Origin of the sequence: Kribbella monticola (assembly GCF_003261635.1) — a bacterium.
Classification (GTDB): domain Bacteria; phylum Actinomycetota; class Actinomycetes; order Propionibacteriales; family Kribbellaceae; genus Kribbella; species Kribbella monticola.
The window spans coordinates 144,738-167,086 of sequence record NZ_QFXK01000030.1; the positions used below are offsets into that span (position 1 = coordinate 144,738).

The 22,349-nt window shown below is 67.4% G+C and carries 20 protein-coding genes and 1 tRNA gene; 6 read left to right on the forward strand and 15 right to left on the reverse strand.

Features of this window, described 5'->3' with window-relative positions; all coding sequences use genetic code 11:
- Positions 1-28 precede the first annotated feature (28 nt).
- Positions 29-745 (reverse strand): TetR/AcrR family transcriptional regulator, encoded by a 717-nt coding sequence (locus DIZ26_RS17075; protein ID WP_157979743.1) that lies wholly within the window; start codon positions 743-745, stop codon positions 29-31.
- A gap of 61 nt (positions 746-806) precedes the next feature.
- Between DIZ26_RS17075 and DIZ26_RS17080 the strand changes: the two genes are divergently transcribed.
- Entirely contained in the window at positions 807-1,646 is an 840-nt protein-coding gene (locus DIZ26_RS17080) for an alpha/beta fold hydrolase (protein ID WP_232828407.1), read from the forward strand.
- A gap of 94 nt (positions 1,647-1,740) precedes the next feature.
- On the opposite strand, the gene DIZ26_RS17085 is transcribed toward DIZ26_RS17080, so the two are convergent.
- The 4 genes from DIZ26_RS17085 to DIZ26_RS17100 all read right to left on the reverse strand — a co-directional run bounded on the left by DIZ26_RS17085 (position 1,741) and on the right by DIZ26_RS17100 (position 6,907).
- Positions 1,741-2,727 (reverse strand): helix-turn-helix transcriptional regulator, encoded by a 987-nt coding sequence (locus tag DIZ26_RS17085; protein ID WP_112243367.1) that lies wholly within the window; start codon positions 2,725-2,727, stop codon positions 1,741-1,743.
- An 89-nt stretch (positions 2,728-2,816) separates the two neighbouring features.
- Positions 2,817-3,734, reverse strand: a complete 918-nt coding sequence (locus DIZ26_RS17090) for a DUF3800 domain-containing protein (RefSeq protein ID WP_112242450.1) — start codon at positions 3,732-3,734, stop codon at positions 2,817-2,819.
- Positions 3,735-4,170: 436 nt separating this feature from the next.
- On the reverse strand, positions 4,171-6,537 hold the full coding sequence (locus DIZ26_RS17095; RefSeq protein WP_112242452.1) for an ATP-binding cassette domain-containing protein: 2,367 nt from the start codon (positions 6,535-6,537) through the stop codon (positions 4,171-4,173).
- Positions 6,538-6,568: 31 nt separating this feature from the next.
- Positions 6,569-6,907, reverse strand: coding sequence for a VOC family protein (locus tag DIZ26_RS17100; protein ID WP_112242454.1), 339 nt, complete (start codon positions 6,905-6,907; stop codon positions 6,569-6,571).
- Positions 6,908-7,215: 308 nt separating this feature from the next.
- Between DIZ26_RS17100 and DIZ26_RS17105 the strand changes: the two genes are divergently transcribed.
- Together DIZ26_RS17105 and DIZ26_RS17110 are read left to right on the forward strand one after the other, a co-directional pair.
- Positions 7,216-8,058 carry an alpha/beta fold hydrolase gene (locus tag DIZ26_RS17105; protein ID WP_112243369.1) on the forward strand — a complete coding sequence of 281 codons (843 nt, stop codon included), beginning with the start codon at positions 7,216-7,218 and terminating at the stop codon, positions 8,056-8,058.
- Positions 8,059-8,137: 79 nt separating this feature from the next.
- The gene (locus DIZ26_RS17110) at positions 8,138-9,328 is read left to right on the forward strand and encodes a response regulator (protein WP_112242456.1); all 1,191 of its coding nucleotides are present in this window, start codon (positions 8,138-8,140) and stop codon (positions 9,326-9,328) included.
- A 295-nt stretch (positions 9,329-9,623) separates the two neighbouring features.
- Here the strand turns inward: DIZ26_RS17110 and DIZ26_RS17115 are convergent.
- The 8 genes from DIZ26_RS17115 to DIZ26_RS17150 all read right to left on the reverse strand — a co-directional run bounded on the left by DIZ26_RS17115 (position 9,624) and on the right by DIZ26_RS17150 (position 15,563).
- Positions 9,624-9,696, reverse strand: a tRNA-Ala gene (locus DIZ26_RS17115).
- A 103-nt stretch (positions 9,697-9,799) separates the two neighbouring features.
- Entirely contained in the window at positions 9,800-10,720 is a 921-nt protein-coding gene (gene sepX / locus DIZ26_RS17120; RefSeq protein WP_112242458.1) for a divisome protein SepX/GlpR, read from the reverse strand.
- A gap of 98 nt (positions 10,721-10,818) precedes the next feature.
- The gene (locus tag DIZ26_RS17125; RefSeq protein WP_112242460.1) at positions 10,819-11,436 is read right to left on the reverse strand and encodes a GNAT family N-acetyltransferase; all 618 of its coding nucleotides are present in this window, start codon (positions 11,434-11,436) and stop codon (positions 10,819-10,821) included.
- On the reverse strand, positions 11,436-11,924 hold the full coding sequence (locus tag DIZ26_RS17130; protein ID WP_112242462.1) for a MogA/MoaB family molybdenum cofactor biosynthesis protein: 489 nt from the start codon (positions 11,922-11,924) through the stop codon (positions 11,436-11,438). Before DIZ26_RS17130 ends, DIZ26_RS17125 begins: the two co-directional genes overlap by 1 nt.
- Positions 11,921-12,484: a cyclic pyranopterin monophosphate synthase MoaC gene (moaC, locus tag DIZ26_RS17135; RefSeq protein ID WP_112242464.1), complete on the reverse strand. Its 564-nt coding sequence runs from the start codon at positions 12,482-12,484 to the stop codon at positions 11,921-11,923. The genes DIZ26_RS17130 and moaC overlap by 4 nt, the downstream gene beginning before the upstream one ends.
- Complete coding sequence (gene glp, locus DIZ26_RS17140) at positions 12,481-13,707, reverse strand: molybdotransferase-like divisome protein Glp (RefSeq protein ID WP_112242466.1); 1,227 nt, start codon at positions 13,705-13,707, stop codon at positions 12,481-12,483. The genes moaC and glp overlap by 4 nt, the downstream gene beginning before the upstream one ends.
- Before the next feature lie 10 nt (positions 13,708-13,717).
- Complete coding sequence (locus tag DIZ26_RS17145; protein WP_112242468.1) at positions 13,718-14,182, reverse strand: GNAT family N-acetyltransferase; 465 nt, start codon at positions 14,180-14,182, stop codon at positions 13,718-13,720.
- Entirely contained in the window at positions 14,175-15,563 is a 1,389-nt protein-coding gene (locus DIZ26_RS17150) for a UTP--glucose-1-phosphate uridylyltransferase (RefSeq protein WP_112242470.1), read from the reverse strand. The genes DIZ26_RS17145 and DIZ26_RS17150 overlap by 8 nt, the downstream gene beginning before the upstream one ends.
- A gap of 90 nt (positions 15,564-15,653) precedes the next feature.
- Here DIZ26_RS17150 and DIZ26_RS17155 point away from each other — a divergent pair, with 90 nt between their 5' ends.
- Entirely contained in the window at positions 15,654-16,202 is a 549-nt protein-coding gene (locus DIZ26_RS17155; protein WP_112242472.1) for a 5-formyltetrahydrofolate cyclo-ligase, read from the forward strand.
- Between the two features lie 10 nt (positions 16,203-16,212).
- Positions 16,213-16,665 carry a serine hydrolase domain-containing protein gene (locus DIZ26_RS17160; RefSeq protein ID WP_198676142.1) on the forward strand — a complete coding sequence of 151 codons (453 nt, stop codon included), beginning with the start codon at positions 16,213-16,215 and terminating at the stop codon, positions 16,663-16,665.
- Between the two features lie 64 nt (positions 16,666-16,729).
- On the opposite strand, the gene DIZ26_RS17165 is transcribed toward DIZ26_RS17160, so the two are convergent.
- On the reverse strand, positions 16,730-19,258 hold the full coding sequence (locus DIZ26_RS17165) for a penicillin acylase family protein (RefSeq protein ID WP_112242474.1): 2,529 nt from the start codon (positions 19,256-19,258) through the stop codon (positions 16,730-16,732).
- A gap of 105 nt (positions 19,259-19,363) precedes the next feature.
- Positions 19,364-21,601: a hypothetical protein gene (locus DIZ26_RS17170; RefSeq protein ID WP_112242476.1), complete on the reverse strand. Its 2,238-nt coding sequence runs from the start codon at positions 21,599-21,601 to the stop codon at positions 19,364-19,366.
- A gap of 207 nt (positions 21,602-21,808) precedes the next feature.
- Here DIZ26_RS17170 and DIZ26_RS38700 point away from each other — a divergent pair, with 207 nt between their 5' ends.
- Positions 21,809-22,189, forward strand: a complete 381-nt coding sequence (locus DIZ26_RS38700) for an FmdB family zinc ribbon protein (RefSeq protein WP_112242478.1) — start codon at positions 21,809-21,811, stop codon at positions 22,187-22,189.
- The last annotated feature ends 160 nt before the right edge of the window (positions 22,190-22,349 follow it).

The window sequence follows — 22,349 nt, forward strand, 5'->3', positions numbered from 1 at the left end:
AGCAGACCCGACCGACCGGCGGAGCTGCCTACTCCAGGCTTGCCAGCAGGAGTGTGATCGCGCCGGTGAAGGCGTCTTCGGCGGCTTTGATCCATGGTTGCGGGCCCTGGGTCGACTGGTGGCGGGCGATCGCGGTGCTTTCTGGGTAGCGCTCGGCGAAGTCTGGGGCGACCGCCTGGAGCGCCTTGCCTCGCTCTGCCCACCACTCCGCACTCTGCGCCGATTCCGCCAGCGCCTCGACCTTCCGCTTCGCCGCCTCGCGGACGATGCTGTAGAGCGCGCTCGTCACGGTCGGCCGTACGGCGAGCGGCACCTCCGCGCGCGCAAGCAATCGCAGCAACCCCTCGAGCACATCCTGCTCATGCGGCCCGAAACCAGGCCGCGCCTGCGATACCTCCAACACCCAGGGGTGGCGAACGTACATGTCGCGCAGCCCCACACACCACGCCGTGACGGCCTTCCGCCAGTCCGCGACCTTCCGGGGCGCGGGCACCTCGGCGTGAACGTGATCGTGCATCACCGTGATCAGCACCTCGCGCCCCGGCACGTACGTGTAGAGAGACATCGCCGTCCGGCCCACCTCGTTGCCGACGGCACGCATCGTCACACCCTTGAGGCCGGCACTGTCGGCGATGCCGATCGCGGTCGTGACGAGTTGGTCGACAGTGAGCGTCTGATTCGGGCCGCGCCGGGGTGCCGGCGCCTTGCCCCAGAGCAGTTCGAGCGTCCGGACCGCGTCCTCCACTTTTCTCCTTACGACGTAAAGTGTTACCGTGTGAAACACTATACAACGTAAGGAGTACTTCGTGACGGCAATCCTGCACGACGGCAGCACCATCGAGTTCACGACGTACGGACCGGCCGGCGCGCCGTCGTTGCTGCTGCCGGTCAATCCGGCTCCGGCCGTCGAGGGGCCCGAGACCGATCAGCTGCGAGCGTGGGGCGCGGATCCGGCCTTGGGTCACTCGCTGACCCAGGGTTTCGGCGAGCACTTCCGGGTCATCGCCTTCGACTACGAGGCACAACTCCAGGCCCATCCGAAGCCGACCACTCTCACCCCCGACAACCTCGTCGCCGACTTCCTGGCCGTCGCCGACGCGGCCGAAGCGTCGACCTTCGCGTACTACGGTTACAGCTGGCTCGGGCTCGCCGGACTCCAACTCGCTCTCCGCACGGATCGCCTGACCGCCTTGGTGATGGGCGGCTTCCCACCCCTGGACGGCCCGTACGACGCGATGCTGCAGGTCACCGAGGCGACGTACGAGCTGGCCGGCGGCCCGGTATCGGATCAACCCGTCGAGCCGGGCGACTGGGATTCGACAGAAGTTGCCATGAGCAAGGCTCAGGCGCAGCAGTTCCTCACCCTCTACCAATCCCTGCGGACCTTCGACGATCACGCTGCCCAGTCGCACCTCAGTTGCCCACGGCTCTGCATCGCCGGCAGCGCCGACAACATCCAGTACGGCGAACGCTGGCGCAACGCCTACGTCGCCATCGGCGAAGCGGTGGAGAAGAACCGGTCGAGACTCGAGGAACTCGGCTGGACCGTCGCCCTGCTACCCGACCTGGACCACATGCAAGCCATGCACGCCGACAAGATCTTGCCGATCGCCGAACCCTGGCTCCGCGAGCACCTCAACGCCTGAGGCCGGCGAGCACGCGGCGGACCGGCGGACCGGCGGACCGGCGTACCGGGCGGCTGGATGAGCGCACCGGCCGGCTGGGCGTACGGCGTACCGGCTAGCGGGCCAGGTATTTGCGGATGTCGTCGGCGACCTGGGCGCGGGTCGTCATCTGGTATTTCTTGAGGATCGCGCTCAGGTGCGTCTTCACCGTATTGAGGCTGATCCCGAGCTCGGCCGCGAGCTGATCGTTGTCCAGACCGTCGACGAGCAGCACCGCTACGCCTTGCTGGGCCTTGGTGAGACTCGCGTACCGCTGCTCGGGCCCCAGATCCGTTTCGAGCATCATCTCGATCAACTCGGACTGGATCTGCTCGGCGGCCTGGACGAGCCGGTTCAGGTACCCCTGGACGACGGGGTTCGCCGCCTCCGGCTCCGCCATCGCCTCGCCGGCGATCTCCCGCAGTGTCCCGATCCGGTGCGCGAGGTACTCCATCACGTGATCCGAGGTGAGCTGGTTCGGAGTATCGTCGCCCGCGGGCAATCGGCGCAGCGCGTCGCGGTCCTCCACCTCGCGGGTGAGCACCCGGGCCACCACGCCCGCGAGCCACTCGAACGCCCGGACGACGTTGTCGTCGTACGTGTTCGGCTCGTAACTGTGCATGGAGATCATGCCGAACAGTTGCCCGTCGCCGGATGGACCTGGGCGGAAAAGTGGCACCGTTACCACATCGGCCGACACCCGTTTGGAGTCGCCGAACATGTGGCCGGCTTGGAGAACGGCACCGTTGTCATAGGCGAAGCGATAGGTCTGCCGGTGCTTGAGCAGCCACGCGGTCTGCCCACTCGGCCCGAAATTATGGGTATCCGGCTCCTCGTATTTGCCGGAGTCGTAGCCGTACGGGTACCGCACCCGGCTGGTGCCCTGCAGGAATCCGACGTAGAAGGTGTCGACCCGGGCGATCTTGCCGACCACCGCGCGCACGTAGTTGTAGAGGCTGTAGTGATCGCCTCGGTACAGCGCCTCGATCTTGTGATACGCCTCGCGCAGGATGATGGCAGTTTCGGCATCCACCCGCAGCGGAGCTGGTTTGTCTGCATCCACGGCCGCGGACCCCCTCGTGTTCAGATCCATCCTGAACTATGCCGAGGTCACCCTTCGTTGCCAAGTCCCCATCCCGGTGCCGGGCGGGTTCAGGAGGTGAGGCGATCCCAGCTGGAGGGGTCGGACCAGGTCGAGAGCGGGTCGACGTACGGGCGGAGCAGCGTGGTGAGCTCGGCGTCGTCGGTGCCCTTCAGCTGGTCCGAGGCGATCTTGCGGGCGACGCCGGCCAGGAAATCCGCGACCTGGACGCGCGGATGGGAGAAGGAGTCGACCAGTTCCAGCTCGGCCAGGTTGCCGGTCAGCTGCTTCAGCTGGGCGATCCGGTCGGGCGAGAGGGTGGTCTGGCGGTCGTGGGCGATCGCCACGGTCCGGTCGGGTTCGCCCCAGTACTCGATCGCGCGCACGATCGCGGGCATCAGGGGATCCAGCGGCGGGATGCTCCGGGGGTCGTCGAAGAGCCCGGCGCGCAGCTGGTCGGCGTACGGGCGGGAGCTCTTCAAGGCGTCCAGCTCGTCGAGCGGGAGCGCCCCGAGTGCCTGGTAGAACGACTCGACCGGTGTGGTCGCCTCGGGGAGATCCTTGGCTCTGAGGAGGTTGTTCGCCGTCGCGAGGAAGTCGCTCCACGCGGGTCCGCCCGTACGACGGCCCGCGGCGTACAGCCTGGCGGCCAAGGTACCGTCGGCGTCGGTGTCGGTGAGGAAACCGACGAGTCTGGAGACGAGGAAGAATGCCTTGTCGACCAGCTGCACCTGGGCCTGACCGAACAACGGCCCCGACGAGCCGAGCAGCCAGATCAGCACCGGGCGATGCTTGGACCGCAGTACATGGTTCGCCTTGTACTCCGTGGCAGGCGAGCGAATGCGCTCGCGGAGCTCCTTGATGCAGCGTGCCGCGGTCTCCTCGTCGAGCGCCACGGCGGCGTGCGCGAACACGTCCGTCACCCCGCCGATCAGCTTCTCGCCCTCGTACCCGGACTCGTCACAGGCGATCTCGACGGGAGGCTTCACCCGACGACTGTCTCACCGGCAGGGGCCGTTCGTACACGAAAACCGCCGCCCCCGGAACGAGAGCGGCGGTCGCGGATGATGCGGGACTTCTCCACCTATCGAGCTCACCACCAGATTGAGCCCGTTCTACTGGATACCTCTCACTGCCGGCTGAGGCGCCCTCCCAGGACCTCCGCCGTACTACACCATCCGCGACCACTCTCCGGACGCCCAGTTGTCGAGCCCCTGTCCTCCGCTTCCGCGCCCCCACGGAATCGGTTCCCCCCGACATACCCCCGGCGTCCCCTCCACGATCCCACCCATCACCGAGCGTTGACTATCGCCCACGGCATGACCTTGAACGCTCATCTACCTCACCCCAGGAATGAGATCCGTGGGGTCGCGCTCAACTGCCGAGGGAGGTCCGCGCCCTCGGCAGTTGAGGGTGCGGAGCCGGTCAGCCCTTGAGGTACGCCGCCAGGTGCTCGCCGGTGAGGGTGGAGCGGGCTGCGACCAGGTCGGCCGGGGCACCCTCGAAGACGATCCGGCCGCCGTCGTGGCCGGCGCCGGGGCCCAGGTCGATGATCCAGTCGGCATGCGCCATCACCGCCTGGTGGTGCTCGATGACGATCACCGACTTGCCGGAGTCGACCAGCCGGTCGAGCAGGCCGAGCAGGTTCTCGACGTCGGCCAGGTGCAGACCGGTGGTCGGCTCGTCGAGGATGTAGACACCGCCCTGCTCGCCGAGGTGGGTGGCCAGCTTGATCCGCTGCCGCTCACCACCGGACAGCGTGGTCAGCGGCTGCCCGAGCGTCAGGTATCCGAGCCCGACGTCGACCAGCCGGTCGAGGATCTTGTGCGCGGCCGGCAGCTTCGCCTCGCCGTCGCCGAAGAACGCCTCGGCCTCCGCGACCGGCATCGTCAGCACCTCGCTGATGTCCTTGCCACCGAACTTGTACTCCAGCACGGCCGCCTGGAACCGTTTGCCCTCGCACACCTCGCAGGTCACCGCGACCCCGGCGATCATCCCGAGGTCGGTGTAGATCACGCCAGCGCCGTTGCAGTTCGGGCAGGCGCCCTCGGAGTTGGCGCTGAACAGCGCCGGCTTCACGCCGTTCTCTTTCGCGAACGCCTTGCGGATCGGCTCGAGCAGCCCGGTGTACGTCGCCGGGTTGCTCCGCCGCGAACCCCGGATCGCCGCCTGGTCGACCGAGACCACGCCTTCTCGGCCCGACACCGAGCCGCGGATCAGCGAGCTCTTGCCCGAACCGGCCACACCGGTCACGACGACCAGAACGCCCAGCGGGATGTCGACGTCTACGTCCTGCAGGTTGTGGGTGTTCGCGCCGCGCACCTCGAGTACGCCGGTCGGCGTACGGACCTTCTCCCTCAACGCCGCCCGGTCGTCGAGGTGGCGACCGGTGATGGTGTCGCTCTTGCGCAGGTCGTCGAAGCTGCCCTCGAAGACGATCTCGCCGCCCTTGCTGCCGGCCAGCGGTCCGAGGTCGACGACGTGGTCGCCGATCGCGATCGTCTCCGGCTTGTGCTCCACGACCAGCACGGTGTTGCCCTTGTCGCGCAGCCGGAGCAGCAACTCGTTCATCCGCTGGATGTCGTGGGGGTGCAAGCCGATCGTCGGCTCGTCGAAGACATAGGTGACGTCGGTGAGACTCGAACCGAGGTGCCGGATCATCTTGGTGCGCTGCGCCTCACCACCGGACAGCGTGCCCGCCGGGCGATCGAGACTCAGGTATCCCAGGCCGATGTCCACGAACGAGTCGAGGGTCTCGCTCAGCGCCTCCAGCAGCGGAGCCACCGACGGCTCCTCGAGCCCACGGACCCACTCGGCCAGATCGCTGATCTGCAGTGCGCACAGATCGGCGATGTTCATCCCGTTGATCTTCGAGGAGCGCGCTTCCTTGCTGAGCCGGGTGCCGTCGCACTCGGGGCAGGTGGTGAAGGTGACCGCACGCTCCACGAAGGCGCGGATGTGCGGCTGCAGCGAGTCGACGTCCTTGGACAGCATCGACTTCTGGAGTCTCGGCACCAGACCCTCGTAGGTGAGGTTGATGCCGTCGACCTTGATCTTGGTCGGCTCCTTGTAGAGCAGGTCGTTGAGCTGCCGCTTGGTGAACTTCTTGATCGGCTTGTCCATGTCGAAGAAGCCGGACCCGCCGAAGATCCGGCCGTACCAGCCGTCCATGCTGTAACCCGGGATCTTCAGCGCACCCTCGCTGAGCGACTTGTTGTCGTCGTACAGCTCGGTGAGGTCGATGTCGTTCACCGCGCCCCGGCCCTCGCACCGCGAGCACATGCCGCCGAGAATGCTGAAGCTGCGCCGCTCCTTCGTCGTCCGGCCGCCGCTCTCGATGGTGACCGCGCCGGCGCCCGAGATCGACGCCACGTTGAACGAGAACGCCTGCGGCGACCCGATGTGCGGCTTGCCGAGCCGGCTGAACAGGATCCGCAGCATCGCGTTCGCGTCCGTCGCCGTACCGACCGTGGAGCGCGGGTCGGCGCCCATCCGCTCCTGGTCGACGATGATCGCGGTGGTCAGACCCTCCAGTACGTCGACGTCGGGCCGGGCCAGCGTCGGCATGAACCCCTGCACGAACGCGCTGTACGTCTCGTTGATCATCCGCTGCGACTCGGCCGCGATCGTACTGAACACCAGCGAGCTCTTGCCCGAGCCGGAGACCCCGGTGAACACCGTCAGCCGGCGCTTCGGGATCTCCAGGCTGACATCCTTCAGATTGTTCACGCGTGCCCCGTGCACACGGATCAGATCGTGGCTGTCGGCAACATGCTCAGGCGACTTGCTCATCTTCTCCCCATCTGTCGTCCGGACCGCGATCCTAATCCTGCAGCAGGCCCAGGACATTCCCGTCCGGATCGGTGAAAGTCGCCACCCGCCGGGTCCCGCCCACGTTCCGCGGCTCCTGCTTGACCGTCCCACCGGCCGCGGTCACCTCCGCCAGCTTGGCGTCGATATCCGCAACATGCCAGTACGACACCGGCCCCGCCTCGTCGCTCCCCGGCACCAGCCCGATGTGCTGCCCCTCCACATCGAACCCCACGTAGTACTCCGAATCGGCCGACGGCTCAGCCCCGAGCAACGCGCCGTACAAAGCCTTCGCCTTGCCCAGATCCGTCACCGGGTGCAACACCGTCTTAATACCCTCAGTCCCGCTCATCACCACTCCTAGCTCTCTTCATCCGTACGCCGAGACCCCCTCGACACCCCTCACGCTATCCACCCCCACCCCACCCCGCTTCTCGATTCCTGATCACTTGCTCAGGTATCTCCCCGCGCGCCCTTCCGGCGCTCGTTCCTCCGTCAGTCCCGCTCCAGACCGCTCCCACCCACCCCCACCCGCCCCCGGCTACGGCTCGCCTCCTACCGCCCGCTACTACGACTGTCTGCTTTGGCCTGACCCGTTCGTCGTAAGAACAAAGAAGCTGACGAGTTTCGTACGGTGTGATCGATCGGAAGGAACAGGAAATGCAGATCAAGGTCAACGGTGTCGAACTGCGCGTGGAGACCTTCGGGAACCCCGCGGATCCGCCGGTGCTGCTGATCGGCATCAGCATGCTGACCTGGCCTGACGAGCTTTGCGCGTCACTAAGCGGCCGCCACGTCGTGCGCTACGACCTCCGCGACACCGGCCAGTCGACGTACGCCGACCCCGAGGCACCCGATTACGACCTGCGCGACCTGGTGACGGACGCCTCCGAGCTACTGACGGCGCTGGAACGCAGCCCCACCCACGTCGTCGGTATGGGCGTCGGCGGCTTCGTCGCCCAACTCCTCGCCCTCGACCACCCCGACCAGGTCGCCTCGCTGACGCTGATCTCCACCCGCCCGGTCGCCCCCGGCCCAGTCGATCCCGACCTACCCGACCACGCGCCGGAGGTCATGGCGCAGGTCTTCGGACGTCCCCAGCCGGACTGGACCGATCGCAACAGCGTCGTCGACTACATGACGGAATCCACGCGTCTACTGTCCGGCTCGCGAGGATTCAACGAACAGGACGCCCGGGCAACCGCCGGGGCGATCTTCGACCGAGCCGCACCAACTCCGACGGCCCAGCGCGCAAGCCACCTCGGCACCACGTTCGCCGCCATCGACTGCCAACCTCGCTGGCGCGAACGCCTCGCAGAGATCACCGCCCCAACCCTGGTGATCCACGGAGACGAGGACCCTTTCTTCCCCCACGCCAACGCAGTCGCCCTGGCCGCCGAAATCCCCAACGCCACCCTCCTAACTCTCACCCACACCGGCACCGGCCTACCCCGCCGAACCTGGCCCACCGTCGGCCCCGCCCTACTACGCCACACCTCTTAACCGTCACGGGCCCAATTCGAGCAAACTTCCTGTCGCCGAACTGAAGACGGCTCGAAATGTGGTAGCTATCGTCCAGAGTATGAAAGAGGGGGAGGATTCCGACTCATCTCAGAACAATTCCCTTTCGAACGCCCTCGACCGAGCGGACGAGGCGCTTCGGAAGTTGGAGCAGGGCCAAGTCGACGAACTCAAGGTCGGAAAAGTTACTCGCGCCGCGGTCTTGGTGGTCGTCCTGCTGGCTTGGGCAGGCCTGATCGTTCACACCTTCCTCGAAGACCAGGCGCCTCAGGTCGACTCGACGAGTGTAGCTCTGTTGGCCGTCGCTCTGATCGCTCCGTTCGTTTCGCGTTTAAAGGCGTTGGAGGTGGGCGGCGCGAAGGCCGAGTGGCAAGATGCCGCCGTTAGCCTGAAAGAAATCCTCGGGGTCCTCCGACAGCAGCAGGACGCGATTTCACAGCTGTTCGGCGAGGTTGCGGCAAGAGTTACTACCGGCGCCGATGCCCAGCCGGTCGCTACGACGCCCGAATCCAGAGTTGATCTTCCCGACGACAAGCCAAGGACGCTGCGGCGAGTGCTCTGGGTCGATGATCATCCTGAAAACAACAGCTATGAGCTGGAGAGCCTCCGCCAGATTCTCGATGTGATTACGGCGAAGACGAACGAGGAGGCATTCGCGCTCCTTGCGAACTTGGAGATCGATGCGGTCATCAGCGACGTTGGTCGTGACTACGACAAGTCGGGGCAGCCACCTGGTGGTGTTCAACTGCTACGGGATTTAGGGCAGCACCCCACATACAACCGGTTGCCGGTCTTCTACTACACAAGTAGTACGTCGATCCAACGCTATGGGGCAGAGCTCGAGGCCAGTGGTGCCTTGATTGTCACAAGTCTCTTCAGTGACCTGCTCCGGAAGCTGCGACAACTAGAGGAACAGTTCCTGGAGATTACGGCTCGAGTAGTCGCCATGAGGCGCGGGAGCCTGAGAGAAGAGTCCAACGGCACACCTGATGTCGTCGTTCAACTCCCGAACGGGATGGTCATCGGCATCGAGGTTGCCTCTTGGCTTCAGCGTCCCCAGATGGCTGCCTTCGTCGACCGCGCGAACCGCCTGGTCGAGGCGATCGACCGCGGCCACATCACACAGGGCGTTCTACTGGTCCGTCCAGACGTTCTGGACGAACGCCGCCGGACGTGGGCATCTGAGCGGAAGATCCGGTTGGTTGGCCCGGACGAACTTGGACCGCTCCTGGACGAACAGGCAGCGTCTTAACTCCAACTGGGGGCTGATGCACTTGTCCGCCTACCCGGACCGGCGCACGTGCTTCCGAGAGGAGGCGGACCGCAGCCGAGCACCATCGCGACGGCGAACCGGGTGTCGGCCGTCGTTGCGGACGCTAGAAGGCAACCCGCGCGCGGGCACGAGCTGCGACGGAGGAGCGGCGGGCTGGGTGGGTGGGAGCGTTCGGAGTGGGAGCGACGCAGGAGCGAGCACGCAGGCGCGTGGGCTACACGCAGTACAAGCAAAAGGCCGGTCTCCCGAGGGGAGGACCGGCCTTGTTTCTGGGTGGAGCTGAGGGGATTCGAACCCCTGGCCTCTTCGTTGCGAACGAAGCGCGCTACCAACTGCGCCACAGCCCCAGGTTGTCGCGGTGGTGCCTTGCGACCGCGAAACTCTAACACGCAGATGGTCGCTGTCCGAAACCGGGCGCTCCGACCTCGCCCAACGGGTGGGTGGGCGAGGTCAGTCGCCTACGGCTCGGCGGATTTCTGGTTCTTCTTCGATGAGGGCGGCGGGTTCCGGTACGACGGGGGCCGCCTCGGGGTCGGGGTCCGCGGTACGGGCCGAGGAGAAGACCTCGGGGCCCGACAGGCTGATCGTGCGGACCGTCGGAGCGGGTGCCTTCTCCTTCATCACGTACGTCGGGAGGGTGACCGGGACCGGGTCCCAGAGGCCTTCCGCCGCGGGCTCCGGAGTGGTCACGACGGGCTCGGCGGGCTCCGCGATCGGGAGCTTCACCTCGACCGTCATCTCGTGGTCGGGCGAAGGCGAGGTCGGCGCGGTGGCGGGACCGCAGTCGTGGTGGGCCTGCGCACGGGCACGCCGCTCGGCGATGAGTGCGGCACGCTCGCGAGCCTGACGCCGGAGCTGCACACGCGTCAGTACGACGAACGCGACGATCAGCGTCGCCGGGATCGCGACGGTCCACCAGAGCAGGATCTCCAGCCCGGCAAGCGCCGTCATCGACAGCAGCGAAAGGGTCAGGATCGACAGCACCCGCCGGCGGCGCATGGCGGCCACCCGGCGGGCTCGGTTCGGTATGTAGCGCGCCGGCGGCGACGAATCCGTCCCGACCGGCTCGGCATGCGAACCCGAGGCGCCCGAACCCGAGCCACCCGAAGCCAGGGAACCACCCGAAGCCGGGCCCGAGGAACCCACAGCACCGGAAGAGCCCGAAGTACCAACAGAACCAGCAGGCCGTACGACGTACTTCGAGCGCGACTGGACGTCGTTGTTGCGCGCCAGGACGCGCGCGTCCGACGACGAGTACTTCTCCGCCGTGCGGCGCCGGTTGACCTCGTCGCCCCGCTTCAGCAGCATCGGGACGAGGTAAGCAGCCCACGCGGCGACGATCGCCACATAGATCAGCCCTGTCGTCCCCATGCGACGACGCTAAGACCAGCGGACGGCGAGTTCCGGTACGTGAGCCGGTGTGTCGCAAGAAGACTCGTGTGACTGGTGTGAATAAGCACGCACCGTGATCAGGGCAGTCGTGCTACCAGGCCCGGTCCGACTTCCTCGGCGTTCAACGCGAAGATGCGATGGTCCCGCCACTCTCCGTCGATGTGCAGGAACCTCGGCCGCTCGCCTTCGTAGCGGAAGCCGAGCTTCTCCACCACTCGCAGACTCGCCTTGTTCTCCGGGCGGATCGCGACCTCGATCCGGTGCAGCCCGAGCGTGAACCAGCAATGGTCCGCCGCCAGCGCGACCGCCACCGGGACGATGCCGCGGCCGGCGTACTGCTCGTCGACCCAGTACCCGAGGTTCGCCCACCGCGCCGATCCGTAGGTGATCCCGGAGACCGTCAACTGCCCCACCAGCGGCCACTTCGAGCGCGGACCCGGACCGGCCGCACCGCCGTACGTGATGACGAACGGCAGCATCCGCCCGTACCGCGCCTGCCGGTTCCAGTCGCGCGCCATCGACCGGAACGTGCGCGCGCCGTCCTCAGCGCCCGGCGGCTGCGTGGCGTCCCAGGGCCGCAGCCAGCTGATGTTTCGCTGCCGCGCCGCACTCCACTCCGGTCCGTCGCCGGCCTTGAGCGGCCGCAGCTGAACCGGTCCGTGCTGGAGCTCAACCGGCCAGTGCACGACAGCCATCAGACCTCGTCCGACCGCGGATGGTCGCCGCCCCGGACCTGGTCGACCGCGTGGATCAACACCGGCTCCAGCACGGTCAGCCCGTCCTTCACGCCACCGCGCGAACCGGGCAGGTTCACGATGATCGTCCGCCCGGCGACCCCGGCCAGACCGCGCGACAGTGAAGCGGTCGGGATGCCTTTCGCCACGCCGTACGCGCGAATGGCCTCAGCGATCCCGGGAATCTCCGTCTCCAGTACTGCGGCGGTCCGCTCGGGCGTCTCGTCCGTCGGCGAGATCCCGGTGCCACCCGTGGTCAGGACGACGTCGTACGCCGAACCGACCGCGGCGACCAAGGCTTCACCGACAGGTGCGCCGTCCGGCACGACCTGCGGACCGTCCACCTCGAAGCCCCACGAGGCCAGCGCCTCGACGATCAGCGGTCCGGTCGTATCCGAGTAGACCCCGGCGGCAGCGCGGTTGGACACGCTGATCACGAGCGCCTTCACGGGCGGACCCAGTGCCCGGTCTTGCCGCCTTCTTTGGATTCCACCCGTACGTCGGTGATCACTGCAGCCGGATCGAGCGCCTTCACCATGTCGACGACCGCGAGACCGGCCACCGTGACGGCGGTCAGCGCCTCCATCTCGACGCCGGTGCGGTCGGTCGTCTTCACGGTCGCGACGATCTCCACTGCGTCATCGGCCACCGAGAGGTCGACCTTCACTCCGGTGATCGCGATCGGATGACACAGCGGGATGAGCGCAGGCGTCTGCTTGGCGCCCATGATGCCTGCTATCCGCGCGACGGCGAGCGCGTCACCCTTCGGCACACCGTCACCGCGCAGCGCGGCAACCACCTCGGCACTCACCAAAACCTTGCCCGAGGCAACAGCCCGGCGGGCACCGGTGTCCTTGGCCGAGACATCCACCATCCGCGCGGCGCCACTCGCATCGACATGCGTCAACCCACGCGCACCACCCGCGGCGCTTCCAGCACCCTCGGCAGCCGCGTCCGCGGCACCTCCGACAGGCCCAGCGTCGCCGGTCCGGCCAGCGTTCTCGGTCATCCGGTCTCCTCGTCCAGCAGCCACAGCTCGGCCTGGTCGCCGGCCCGGACGGCGGTGACGTCCCCGGGCACCACGATCAGCGCGTTCGACCGGCTCAACCCGCCGAGCAGGTGTGAGCCGTGCCCGCCGACTGTACTGGCCATCCACCCCTGGTCGCCGGACGTCGCCGCGGCTCGGACGAACTGCCGCTTGCCCGCCGGTGAGGCGAACCCGTCGAGCACGACCCCCTGCACCGGCGTACGGCGGTACGGCATCGCACCCATCAGCTTGCGCAGCGCCGGCCGGACGAACACCTCGAACGACACGTACGCCGAAACCGGGTTGCCCGGCAAGGTGAAGATCGGCACCTCGTCCTCGCCCATCACCCCGAAGCCCTGCGGCTTCCCGGGCTGCATCGCGACCTCGGGGAAGTCGATCGTGCCGAGCTTGCTCAGCACCTCCTTGACGACGTCGTACACGCCCTTGCTCACCCCGCCAGAGGTGATCACGAGGTCAGCACGCACGAGCTGGTCCGACAGCGTGTCCATGATCTTCTTCGGGTCGTCGGCGACGATGCCGACCCGGTAGACGACAGCCCCGGCCTCCCGTGCCGCTGCGGCGAGCGTGTAGCTGTTGGAGTCGTAGATCTGCCCCTCGTGCAGTCGCGTCCCCGGTTCGCGGAGCTCCGCCCCGGTCGATACGACGACCACCCGAGGCCGCGGACGAACGGTCACGCGAGCGCGCCCGACAGCAGCCAGTACGGCGATCTGCCGCGGCCCGAGCACTGTGCCGGCGTCCATCACCTTGTCGCCGGCCTTCAGGTCCTCACCGGCACGACGTACAGAAGCGCCGAGCGCAGGCTGCTGGGTGATCCGCACGCTCGCGGCTCCCCCGTCGGTCCACTCGACCGGGACGATGCTGTCCGCGCCGCGCGGCACCGGTGCGCCGGTCATGATCCGTACGCAGGTGCCTCGGGTCACGACGATCGGCTCGCTCCGCCCGGCTGCGATCTCACCGACGACGGGCAGCCTGATCGGGTTGTCCGGAGCGGCCCCGGCGAGGTCCGCAGCCTGTACGGCGTACCCGTCCATCGCGGAGTTGTCGAAGCCCGGCAGGCTCACCGGCGAGACGACGTCCTCACAGAGCACCAGCCCGAGCGCCTCCATCAACGGCTGCTCGAACGGCGGCAGCGGCCTCACCCTGCCGAGAACGACTTCCAGATGCTCGTCAACGCTTCGTCTCACCCAGGAAACTCTATCTTTCGGGGTGCGCTCCCCAGACCATGCGTACGTCGGGCGCCTTCTCCTCGTTGCCCTGTCCGTCCGTACGGCGTACTTCGGTGAACCCGTGTCGCCGGTAGAACTCCTGCGCGCGCTCGTTGCTCTGGAACGTCCACAACGCCAGCCCACCCGGCCGGAGGTCCTTCGCCAACTCCACCAAGGTCGACCCGATGCCCTGCCCAGCCACATCCGGTACGACGTACAGCTGGTCGAGGTCGTCGCCGTCGAGCGTCAGCACCGCCACGATCCGGCCGTCGTCCAGCGCGACCCAGGTCTGCGCGTCCGGCAGCAGCACCTCCGCGAACCAGGTCCGGACCTCCTGGATCGAGTGGATCGCCGGCGGCAGCTGAGCACCTTCGGCGTGCCGGGCAGCCCACCAGACGTCCGCGGCCTCATTGGTGTCAGCCGGCTCCAGCGGCCGGATCCAGACATCATCCACGCAGCTCGGTCCCGTCGTCGATCTGCCGCTGCTGCCCCGGCTCCGCGATCACCTCGACGTCGCCGACCACCACCACATCCTTGCCGAAGGCAACATCACCGCGAACCTCGAGCCGGTCGGCCCGGACCAGCGACGGCGGCCCGGCCGGGAACCGGGCCTCGAAGTCGGCCAGGATCTTGAAGAACTCCGGGTCCAGGTCGACGTACGGTTCGTCGCCCTCGTGGGTGGTGGTCAGGTCGCCGGCCTCGTCGAGCTCGTACACGTCGGAACGCAGTACGAGCAGGTCGTTCGTCGTCTTCACCGGTTTGAACCGGCTCCGGTCCACGATCACCGCCTGCGAACCCTCGAAGGTCTCGATCGCCGTCCCCATCGCGGTCTCCAGCTGGATCACCTTGGGCGAGGACGAGTCGGCAGGGTCGACGGTCTTGCGGTTGACGATGATCGGCAACCCGAGGATGCCGTCGTTGCCGGCCATCAGCTCGGCCAGCCGATCCAGGTCGATCCACAGGTTGTTCGTGTTGAAGGTCGTGTGCAGCTTGGTGTTCTGGAAGGAGGCGACGTCGTCGGGATGCACCTGGGCGCTGTCGCGCAGGATCAGCCGGCCGTCGGACTTGCGCACCGCGACATGGCCGCCCTTGCGGTCGGACCTGGTCCGGCGGCAGACCTCCATCCCGAACGGCACGTCGTGCTCGGCCATCCAGGCCGCGATCCGGCCGTCCGGCGTGGCCCCGAGGTTGTCGGCGTTGGAGATGAACGCATGCCGGAACCCCTGCTCGCGGAGCGCGTCCAGGGTGCCCGAGGCAACCAACGCGGTGAAGAGGTCACCGTGCCCGGGCGGGCACCAGGCCAGCTCTGGATCCGCCTCCCACTCGGCCGGCGTCAGGTCGTCGGCCAGCAGCTTGGGCTCCATGTTCTGGAGGAAGTCGAGCGGCAACCCGTCCACCGGCAGTTCGTCGTACTGGTCGAGGACGGCGAGCGACTCGTCCTTGGTGCGGAAGGAGTTCATCAGCACGAGCGGCAGCGGTACGTCGTACTCCTTGCGCGTGCTGAGGATCTGCCGGGCGATGATGTCGAGGAAGCTCAGGCCGTCCTTGACTGGCAGCGCCGACTTCGGCCCGGTGACGCCCATCGACGTCCCGAGGCCGCCGTTGAGCTTGATCACCACCGTCTCGGCCAGCGCGGCACGCATCGACTCGGCGTCGGTGTCCAGGTGTTCGAGGTGAGGAAGATCACCCACGGGCTCGATCTCGGACTCCCGGATCGTCCCCTGCTGGCCCGATTCGAGCAGCCGGTAGTAGTGCGAGAAGACCGTGATCGCCACGTCGGCCGCACCGGCCGCGCGCATCTTCTCCTGTGCCTGTCGAAGCCCCGCCTCACTCATAAGGCAACCCTAGTGCCCCGTGCGGACGGCGTTTAAGCGATCGCGGCGCGGGCGGGGCGGTCGGCCGGTCGCGATCCGTACGATCAGGACGTGTTTGCCACCAAGACGGCCGCGCGCCACGCGTTGCTCGCCGCCCGCGCCGCCCGGCCTGCCGGAAAAGGTTTGCTGGAGTCCGCGCGCGAGCACCTCGGCGCGCAGCAGCGGATCGCGCTCTACGTCTCCCGAGGCCCGGAGCCGCAGACCGGCGCCCTGATCGACTGGCTGCTGGCCTCCGGCCACGAGGTGCTGCTGCCGATCCTGTACGCCGACAACGACCTCGGCTGGGGAGTCGCACCCGGCGCCGCCGACCTCGTTCCCGGCCGGCTCGGCCTCTCCGAACCACCCGTCGATCTGGGCGCTGAGGCCGTCGCCACCGCGGATCTGGTCATCTGCCCGGCGCTCGCGGTCGACCGGCACGGCGTACGGCTGGGTCGTGGTGGCGGTTCGTACGACCGTGCACTCGCTCGCGTTCCCGCCGGTACGCCGATCTGGGCGGCCGTCTTCGACGAGGAAATCGTCGATCACCTTCCGGCCGATTCCCACGACCACCCGGTAACCGCGGCACTCACTCCCACCCGACTCGTTTCACTCGGACAGTGACGGAGGCGTCGTGAGCAGTTGGCAGGCAGTGGATCGGCTCGACGAGGCCATGGCCGGGTACGTCGACCGCGGCGAGGTCGCGGGCCTGATCACGCTCGTCAGCAGGCCGGGCGAGGTGCGGGTGAACGTACTCGGCACCTTGGCGTACGGCGGTGCGCCGCTCGAGCGCGACAGCCTGTTCCGGGTGGCGTCGCCGCTGCAGCAGACGGAGGCAGCGCTCGGCGTACGGACCTTCGGACCACCGAAGCCGAGGACTTCGCTGGACCCGGACGAGTGGATCCGCAGACTGGCAACTTTGCCGCTCCAGTACCAGCCAGGCGAGCGCTGGCGGCTGCTTTTCGCGGCTCGGATGCCGGGTGGGGCTTCGGGCTGGCCGTTCTGCCCGACCGCTACGGCTGGGCGGGCGGCCTGGGCTCGCTCTGGTACACCTTGCCGGAGCAGGAGACGTTCGCCCTGCCGCTGACCCAACGTGCCCTTTGGACGCCGGCACCGGGCCTGCTCGAAACCTTCGACACCGCGCTGACCGGCTAGCGCTCCGGCTTCGTGAAGGTCAGGGTGTGCTTTCTGGTCGCCTCGACCGCGCCCTTGGTGAATGCCCAGGGCAACGTCTGGCCCTTCACCCACAACTCGGTCTGGTCGGTGTAGTTGGACGAGAACGCGTGGCCCGAGATGCCGGTCAGGTTGATCCAGCGCGACTTGTCGAAGTCCGACAGGTCGACCACCATCCGCATCGACGGCGTCGCGGTGACGGTGTAGCCGTCGGCCGCGTCCCAGCCGGTCGCGTCGACCGTGGACGAGCCGCCGCCAAGCTCGTACGGGCCGCGGTTGAACAGCTTCTTGATCAACCCGGGTGCCGACGTGCCCAGCGTCTGGTTCGTCAGGGTCAGCTTGTGCAACCGGCCCCACTGCCAGTTCGAGGGCTCGCGGGCCATCTTGGTGGTGATCTCGGCGCGGGCGTTGACCAGGGCCTCGCGGAGGATGTCGTCGCGGGTCTCCCGTTGCGGCGTGCCCTGTTTGTCCCACCAGCCGCTGTTCGGCTGGACGACCAGGTTGCGCATCACCTCGAACCAGCGCGATCCGCCGTCCGGCCAGGCCGACTCGGGCAGCTGGTCGTGGAAGGTGAGCGCCAGCAGGTTCCGCCAGACGATGTTGAAGTACGCCGCCGGCGCCGAGTCGGCCGGCTGGGTGAAGTCCCAGCCGCGCAAGGTGTCCTGGCCCTGCTTGTCGAAGTCGTCGGTGATGGCGATCCGCAGCAGGTACGGCACCAGCAGCTCGGCGTTCTTGTTCTTGGTGTCCAGCTGGATCGCTGCCATCGAGTTGACGTCCAGCTTGTCGACCGCGTGGATTCGGTCGAGGATCTGCTGCGAACGGTAGCCGTAGTCCCAGTCGTCGGTCAGGTGGTACTTGTACGACTTCGGCACCACGGCCTGGTTCGCGGTGACGATGATCCCGTCGTCCGGATCGAACTCGGTCGGCATCGCCTGGAACGGGATGAACCCGTTCCATTCGTACTTCGGGTCCCAGCCGGGCACCGGCCAGTCGCCGGTCCCCGCCTTGCGGATCGGCACCCGGCCAGGAGACTGGTAACCGATGTGGCCGTCGCGGTCGGCGTACACGAGGTTCTGCGAGGGGACCTCGAACAGGCTCGCCGCCTTGCGGAAGGAGTTCCAGTTCTGCGCCCGGTCGATGGCGAAGATCGCGTCGGCCGTGCGGCCCGGCGTCAACGCCGTCCAGCGCAGCGCGACGGCGTACGGAACCGGGCTCTTGCCCTTCGCGGCGAGCTCGCCGGTCTCCCGCTCGTCGTCGCCGACGTCGGAGATGATCGGACCGTGCCGGGACTCCCGGACGATGATCCGCTCCTCCTCCTTCTGGCCGGCCACCTTGAACGACTCCGTCCGCAACGTCAGCGGCTCGAGCTTGCCGCTGTAGAGCGCGTTGTTGCCGTCGAGCCGTTCGAGGTACAGGTCCATCACGTCGGGGTCGAGGTTGGTGAAACCCCAGGAGATCTGGCTGTTGTGGCCGATGATCACGCCGGGCAGACCGGAGAAGCTGAACCCGGACACGTCGAACGGACACTGCGGGCCGAACTTGTTGCAGTGCAGACCGACCTGGGTCCAGATGCCCGGCATGCTCGCGCCCAGGTGCGGGTCGTTGGCCAGCAGCGGCTTGCCGGTGGTGGTGTGCTCACCGGAGACCACCCAGGAGTTCGACCCGATCCCGTCGCCGCGGCCAAGCAGTTGCGGCAGGCCTTTGGCCACCTTGTCGACGGTGTCCAGCGAGTTCAGGAAGTCCTTGGTGAGCATCCCGCGCCGGGCCTCGTTCTCGACCGGCTGGGCGCTGAACTTGCCGTCCTCACCGACCGAACCACCGGACAGGATCGACTCGTTGCGGTCGTACGGGTAGGGCGGGTAGAGGCTGTTGACGTTGCGGGCCGGCTGGGTCGCGGCGAGCTTGGTCCGGTCGATCTCGTCGGCCATGTTGCCGCCCAGGTCCCAGGCCATCGCCTTCAACCACGCCAGCGAGTCGGCCGCGGTCCACGGCTCGGGGCGATACGCGCCATAGTTGATCGACAGTACGGCGTACTCGAGGCTGAGGCCGGAGCCGGAGTGTTCGTCCAGGTAGGCGTTCACGCCGCGCGCGTAGTCGTCGAGGTACTGCCGGGTGGCCGGTGACAGCAGCCCCAGTTCCTTCTCGGCGACCCGGCGCCAGCCCATCGTCCGGATGAACTTGTCCGTCTCCAGGGCACCCTTGCCGAACAACTCCGACAGCCGCCCGGAGGTGACGTGGCGGCGGAAGTCCATCTCGAAGAACCGGTCCTGCGCGTGCACGTAGCCCTGCGCGGCGAACAGGTCGTCCGGCTTGTCGGCGTAGATCTGCGGGATGCCGTTGGCGTCGCGGACCACCTCGACATCCGCGTCGAGGCCGGCGAGTTCGACGGTCCCGTCATAGCTGGGGATCGAATGACGGACGACGAAGATCCCGGTCCCCGCCACCACGAGCAGCAAGGTGACCAGGCCGATACCGCTGATGATGAGGACTCGAAGCAGGCGACGCACGGACCCAACCGTAGAGAATGCCGCCGCGCACCCCAAATGCTGGTCACCGACACACTGAGCCGAACAGGACCGTGGCCGTCGAACGGACGTGAACCTCACCGGCGTCTAGCTGGGAGTGAGGCTGATCGGCGGGGACAGCTCGAAGACCTGGACAGTGCCGGCACTGAACCGCCAGTAAGCCTGCAGCGATTGCGGTGGCCGCGACACCTTGGTGTCATAGACCAGCCAGCGCACGCCGTACTGCGTCCATAGGCGGTTCAGCGTCGTTGGGGACGGAGCGGCGTCGTTGAGGGCCAGCAACTCGGGATCCCAGAACGGCCCGTTCGTCGCGTTCTTGCTGGTCTGCGCTCGCGGGGTGTAGGCCCAGCCCTCGACGAGCACTCTGCGTTCGGCGTACGCGGACAGCCAGAAGTTGCGGGTGTCACAACGCCTTGGGTCGTAGGCGGGCATGCAGTGTGAGTTGGTGGCGAGCCTGTCGTTGACGCTCGAGTGGTCCCGGATGTAGCGCGCTGCCTCGGCGCCGCCGTCGGGGATCTGGCGTCTCGGGTGGCGGCAGTCCGGCTTCTCCGGACCGGACACGCAGACCTTCTCGCCGACCGTGGTGATCACAGTCTCGGGGACAGCGACGCCGACCATGCCGAAGACCACGAGTACGCCGAGGCCGAGCGCGAGGGGTCTGACCTTCCAGTGCTCAGGGGTCCTGCTTAGGAGGAAGGTCACGATCGCCGCGACCAGCAGCGCTGCCAGCCACGGGGCGATGACCTGCAGGCTGACCAGCACGATGCCCTGCCGTTTGAGGGGACGGTCCGGAGTCGCCGCGCTGAGGACCTTGGCCAGCAACGCGCCGGCTGCCAGGGCTGCGACCATGCGCGGCAGGGCTACCCGGAAGCGCACGCTGTCGAGCAGCTCGGTCAGGCCCCACGCCGAGCCGGCTATGGCGATGGGGAACGCGGCGCGGACGAAGTACAGCTGGCTGAAGCCTGGGTGGTGGAGGAGAGCGCCGGCAGCCACACCGGCGATCAGGAAACCGAGCAAGAAGACAACGGTGGGGTCCTTCCACCTGCCCTTCCGCAGAAAGGCGACCATGCCTGCGCCGCCGATCGCCCAGGAGACCAGGAGCGTGACGCCCGTAGTACCGAGGACTACTGCTGCGGCTGCGTGGTTGCCGTAGTGGTTGCCGAAGCCGACCTTGGGCGCTAGGGCTCGGAAGCTTTGTCCTGGGCCGAGTGCGACTCCGGAAGAGCCTGCGCTGAACAGGACTAGCTGGGCCAGGGCTAGTGCGAGTACGGCTACTGCAGCGAGGCCCAGGTGGGCGCGGTCCAGTCTGCGGATCGTTGCGAGCTGCACTGCGATGACGAGCGCGATGGCGGCCACCAGCATCGGCACGAAGGATGCTTTGGCTCCTGCGAGCGCGGCGATTCCTACGGCCAGCAGGAGCCAGTTGCCAGGTCGCCTGTCTTTGCGGAGGAGGCAGACAATCAGGCAGACGACAGGGATGGCCAGGACGACTGCAAAGGCGTGGGTGAGGCTGTACATGAGGACGGCTGTGGAGTACGGCGCTTGGCTGATCAGGTCTCGGCCGCCCCAGCCGTACACGTCGAAGCTGGTGACGATCAGTAGGAGCCATGCTGCGAGCGGCCCTGCCCACGAGCGCTTGGCCAGCTTGGTGGCTAGTGCAGCGACGGACAGGATCGGCAGCAGGGCGCAGAGAGTCGGGAAGAGGCGGCGGAGCAGTACGTCCAGGTCGATGCCGGTCTGCCACGTGGTGGCGGCTACCTCGGCATGCATGAACCAGTGGTAGTTCAGTGGCTGACCGACGACGTACGGGATCTGGCCAGGGAGGTGGTTCTTCAGCTCGCCGGCCAGCGCCAGTTGGTACGGCAGGTCGCTGTACTGGAACGCGGCGTCGGGGAAGGTGATGGGCTCGATGGCTAGTCCGTTGCGGGTGATCACCCAGAGGCCGAGCACTGCTGCGGCGGCGACGGACCAGGACCACCACGCCGGCGTCGAAGCGCGCCGAGTGCGCCAGTTGGTTCGCAGTACGGGGACTGCCAGGAAGGCGACCAGAGTGGCGGCGGGGATCACTAGAGGGAGCAGCGGTACGCCCAGGGCGCGGCCGGGGATGTAGGTGAGGATCGAGAGGGCCAGACCGATGCCCGTGCCGAAGGCGAAGTCGGCGGCGAACCCGTCGCCGTTGCCGCGGAGCCAGCGCCAGAGGAGGACTCCCGGCATCACGATGCTGAGGCTCAGGTAGAGGGAGAACAGGCCTATCGCCGTCCATCGTGTGCCGTAGGCGGCCAGGAGCAGGCAGGCAGCAGCCCAGATGAGCAGACCTGGCGTCACTCTCGGTAACGGTTTCAGCCTGTCTCCGTGCTCCCGCCCCAGTGATCCCACGCTGGGGAGACGCAATCGACGGGTGCGGAGGTTGCCAGGGCGGCGAAACTGGTCCATACCGGCAGATCGATGGACAGGAGTTTGGAATACTTCGGGCCCGTGCCGCATTATTAGCAGTCGAGTAGTAGGAGTGCTAGCGGCCTGAAGGGAACCAACGTGCCGACGTACCAGTACCAGTGCACCGAGTGTGGCAACTCGCTCGAGGTCCGGCAGAGCTTCACGGACGATGCGCTGACCGTCTGCCCGAACTGCGAGGGCACCCTGCGCAAGGTCTTCAACGCGGTCGGCGTGGTCTTCAAGGGCTCCGGCTTCTACCGGAACGACAGCCGTTCGACCGGCACCAGCACGGTCACCGCGAAGAGCGAGTCCAGCTCTTCGTCTTCGACGTCCTCGTCCGAGTCGTCCTCCTCGTCGAACGGGTCCTCTTCGTCGGGCTCGTCGTCGAACGGCTCGTCTTCCTCGGGCTCCTCTTCTTCGGGCTCGTCTTCTTCGGGTGGATCGTCGGCCGGGAGCGCCAGCAAGACCAGCGCGGCCTGAGCTCGACGCCCGGTGACAACGGGCCTTCTGGACGACGGGGCCTGTGGCAACGGGCCCTGTGACAACCGGGCCCGTGGACAACGGGCCCTGTGACAACCGGGCCCGTGGACAACGGGCCCTGGGGACAACGGGGCCTGTGGACAACGGGGCCTGACCTGCC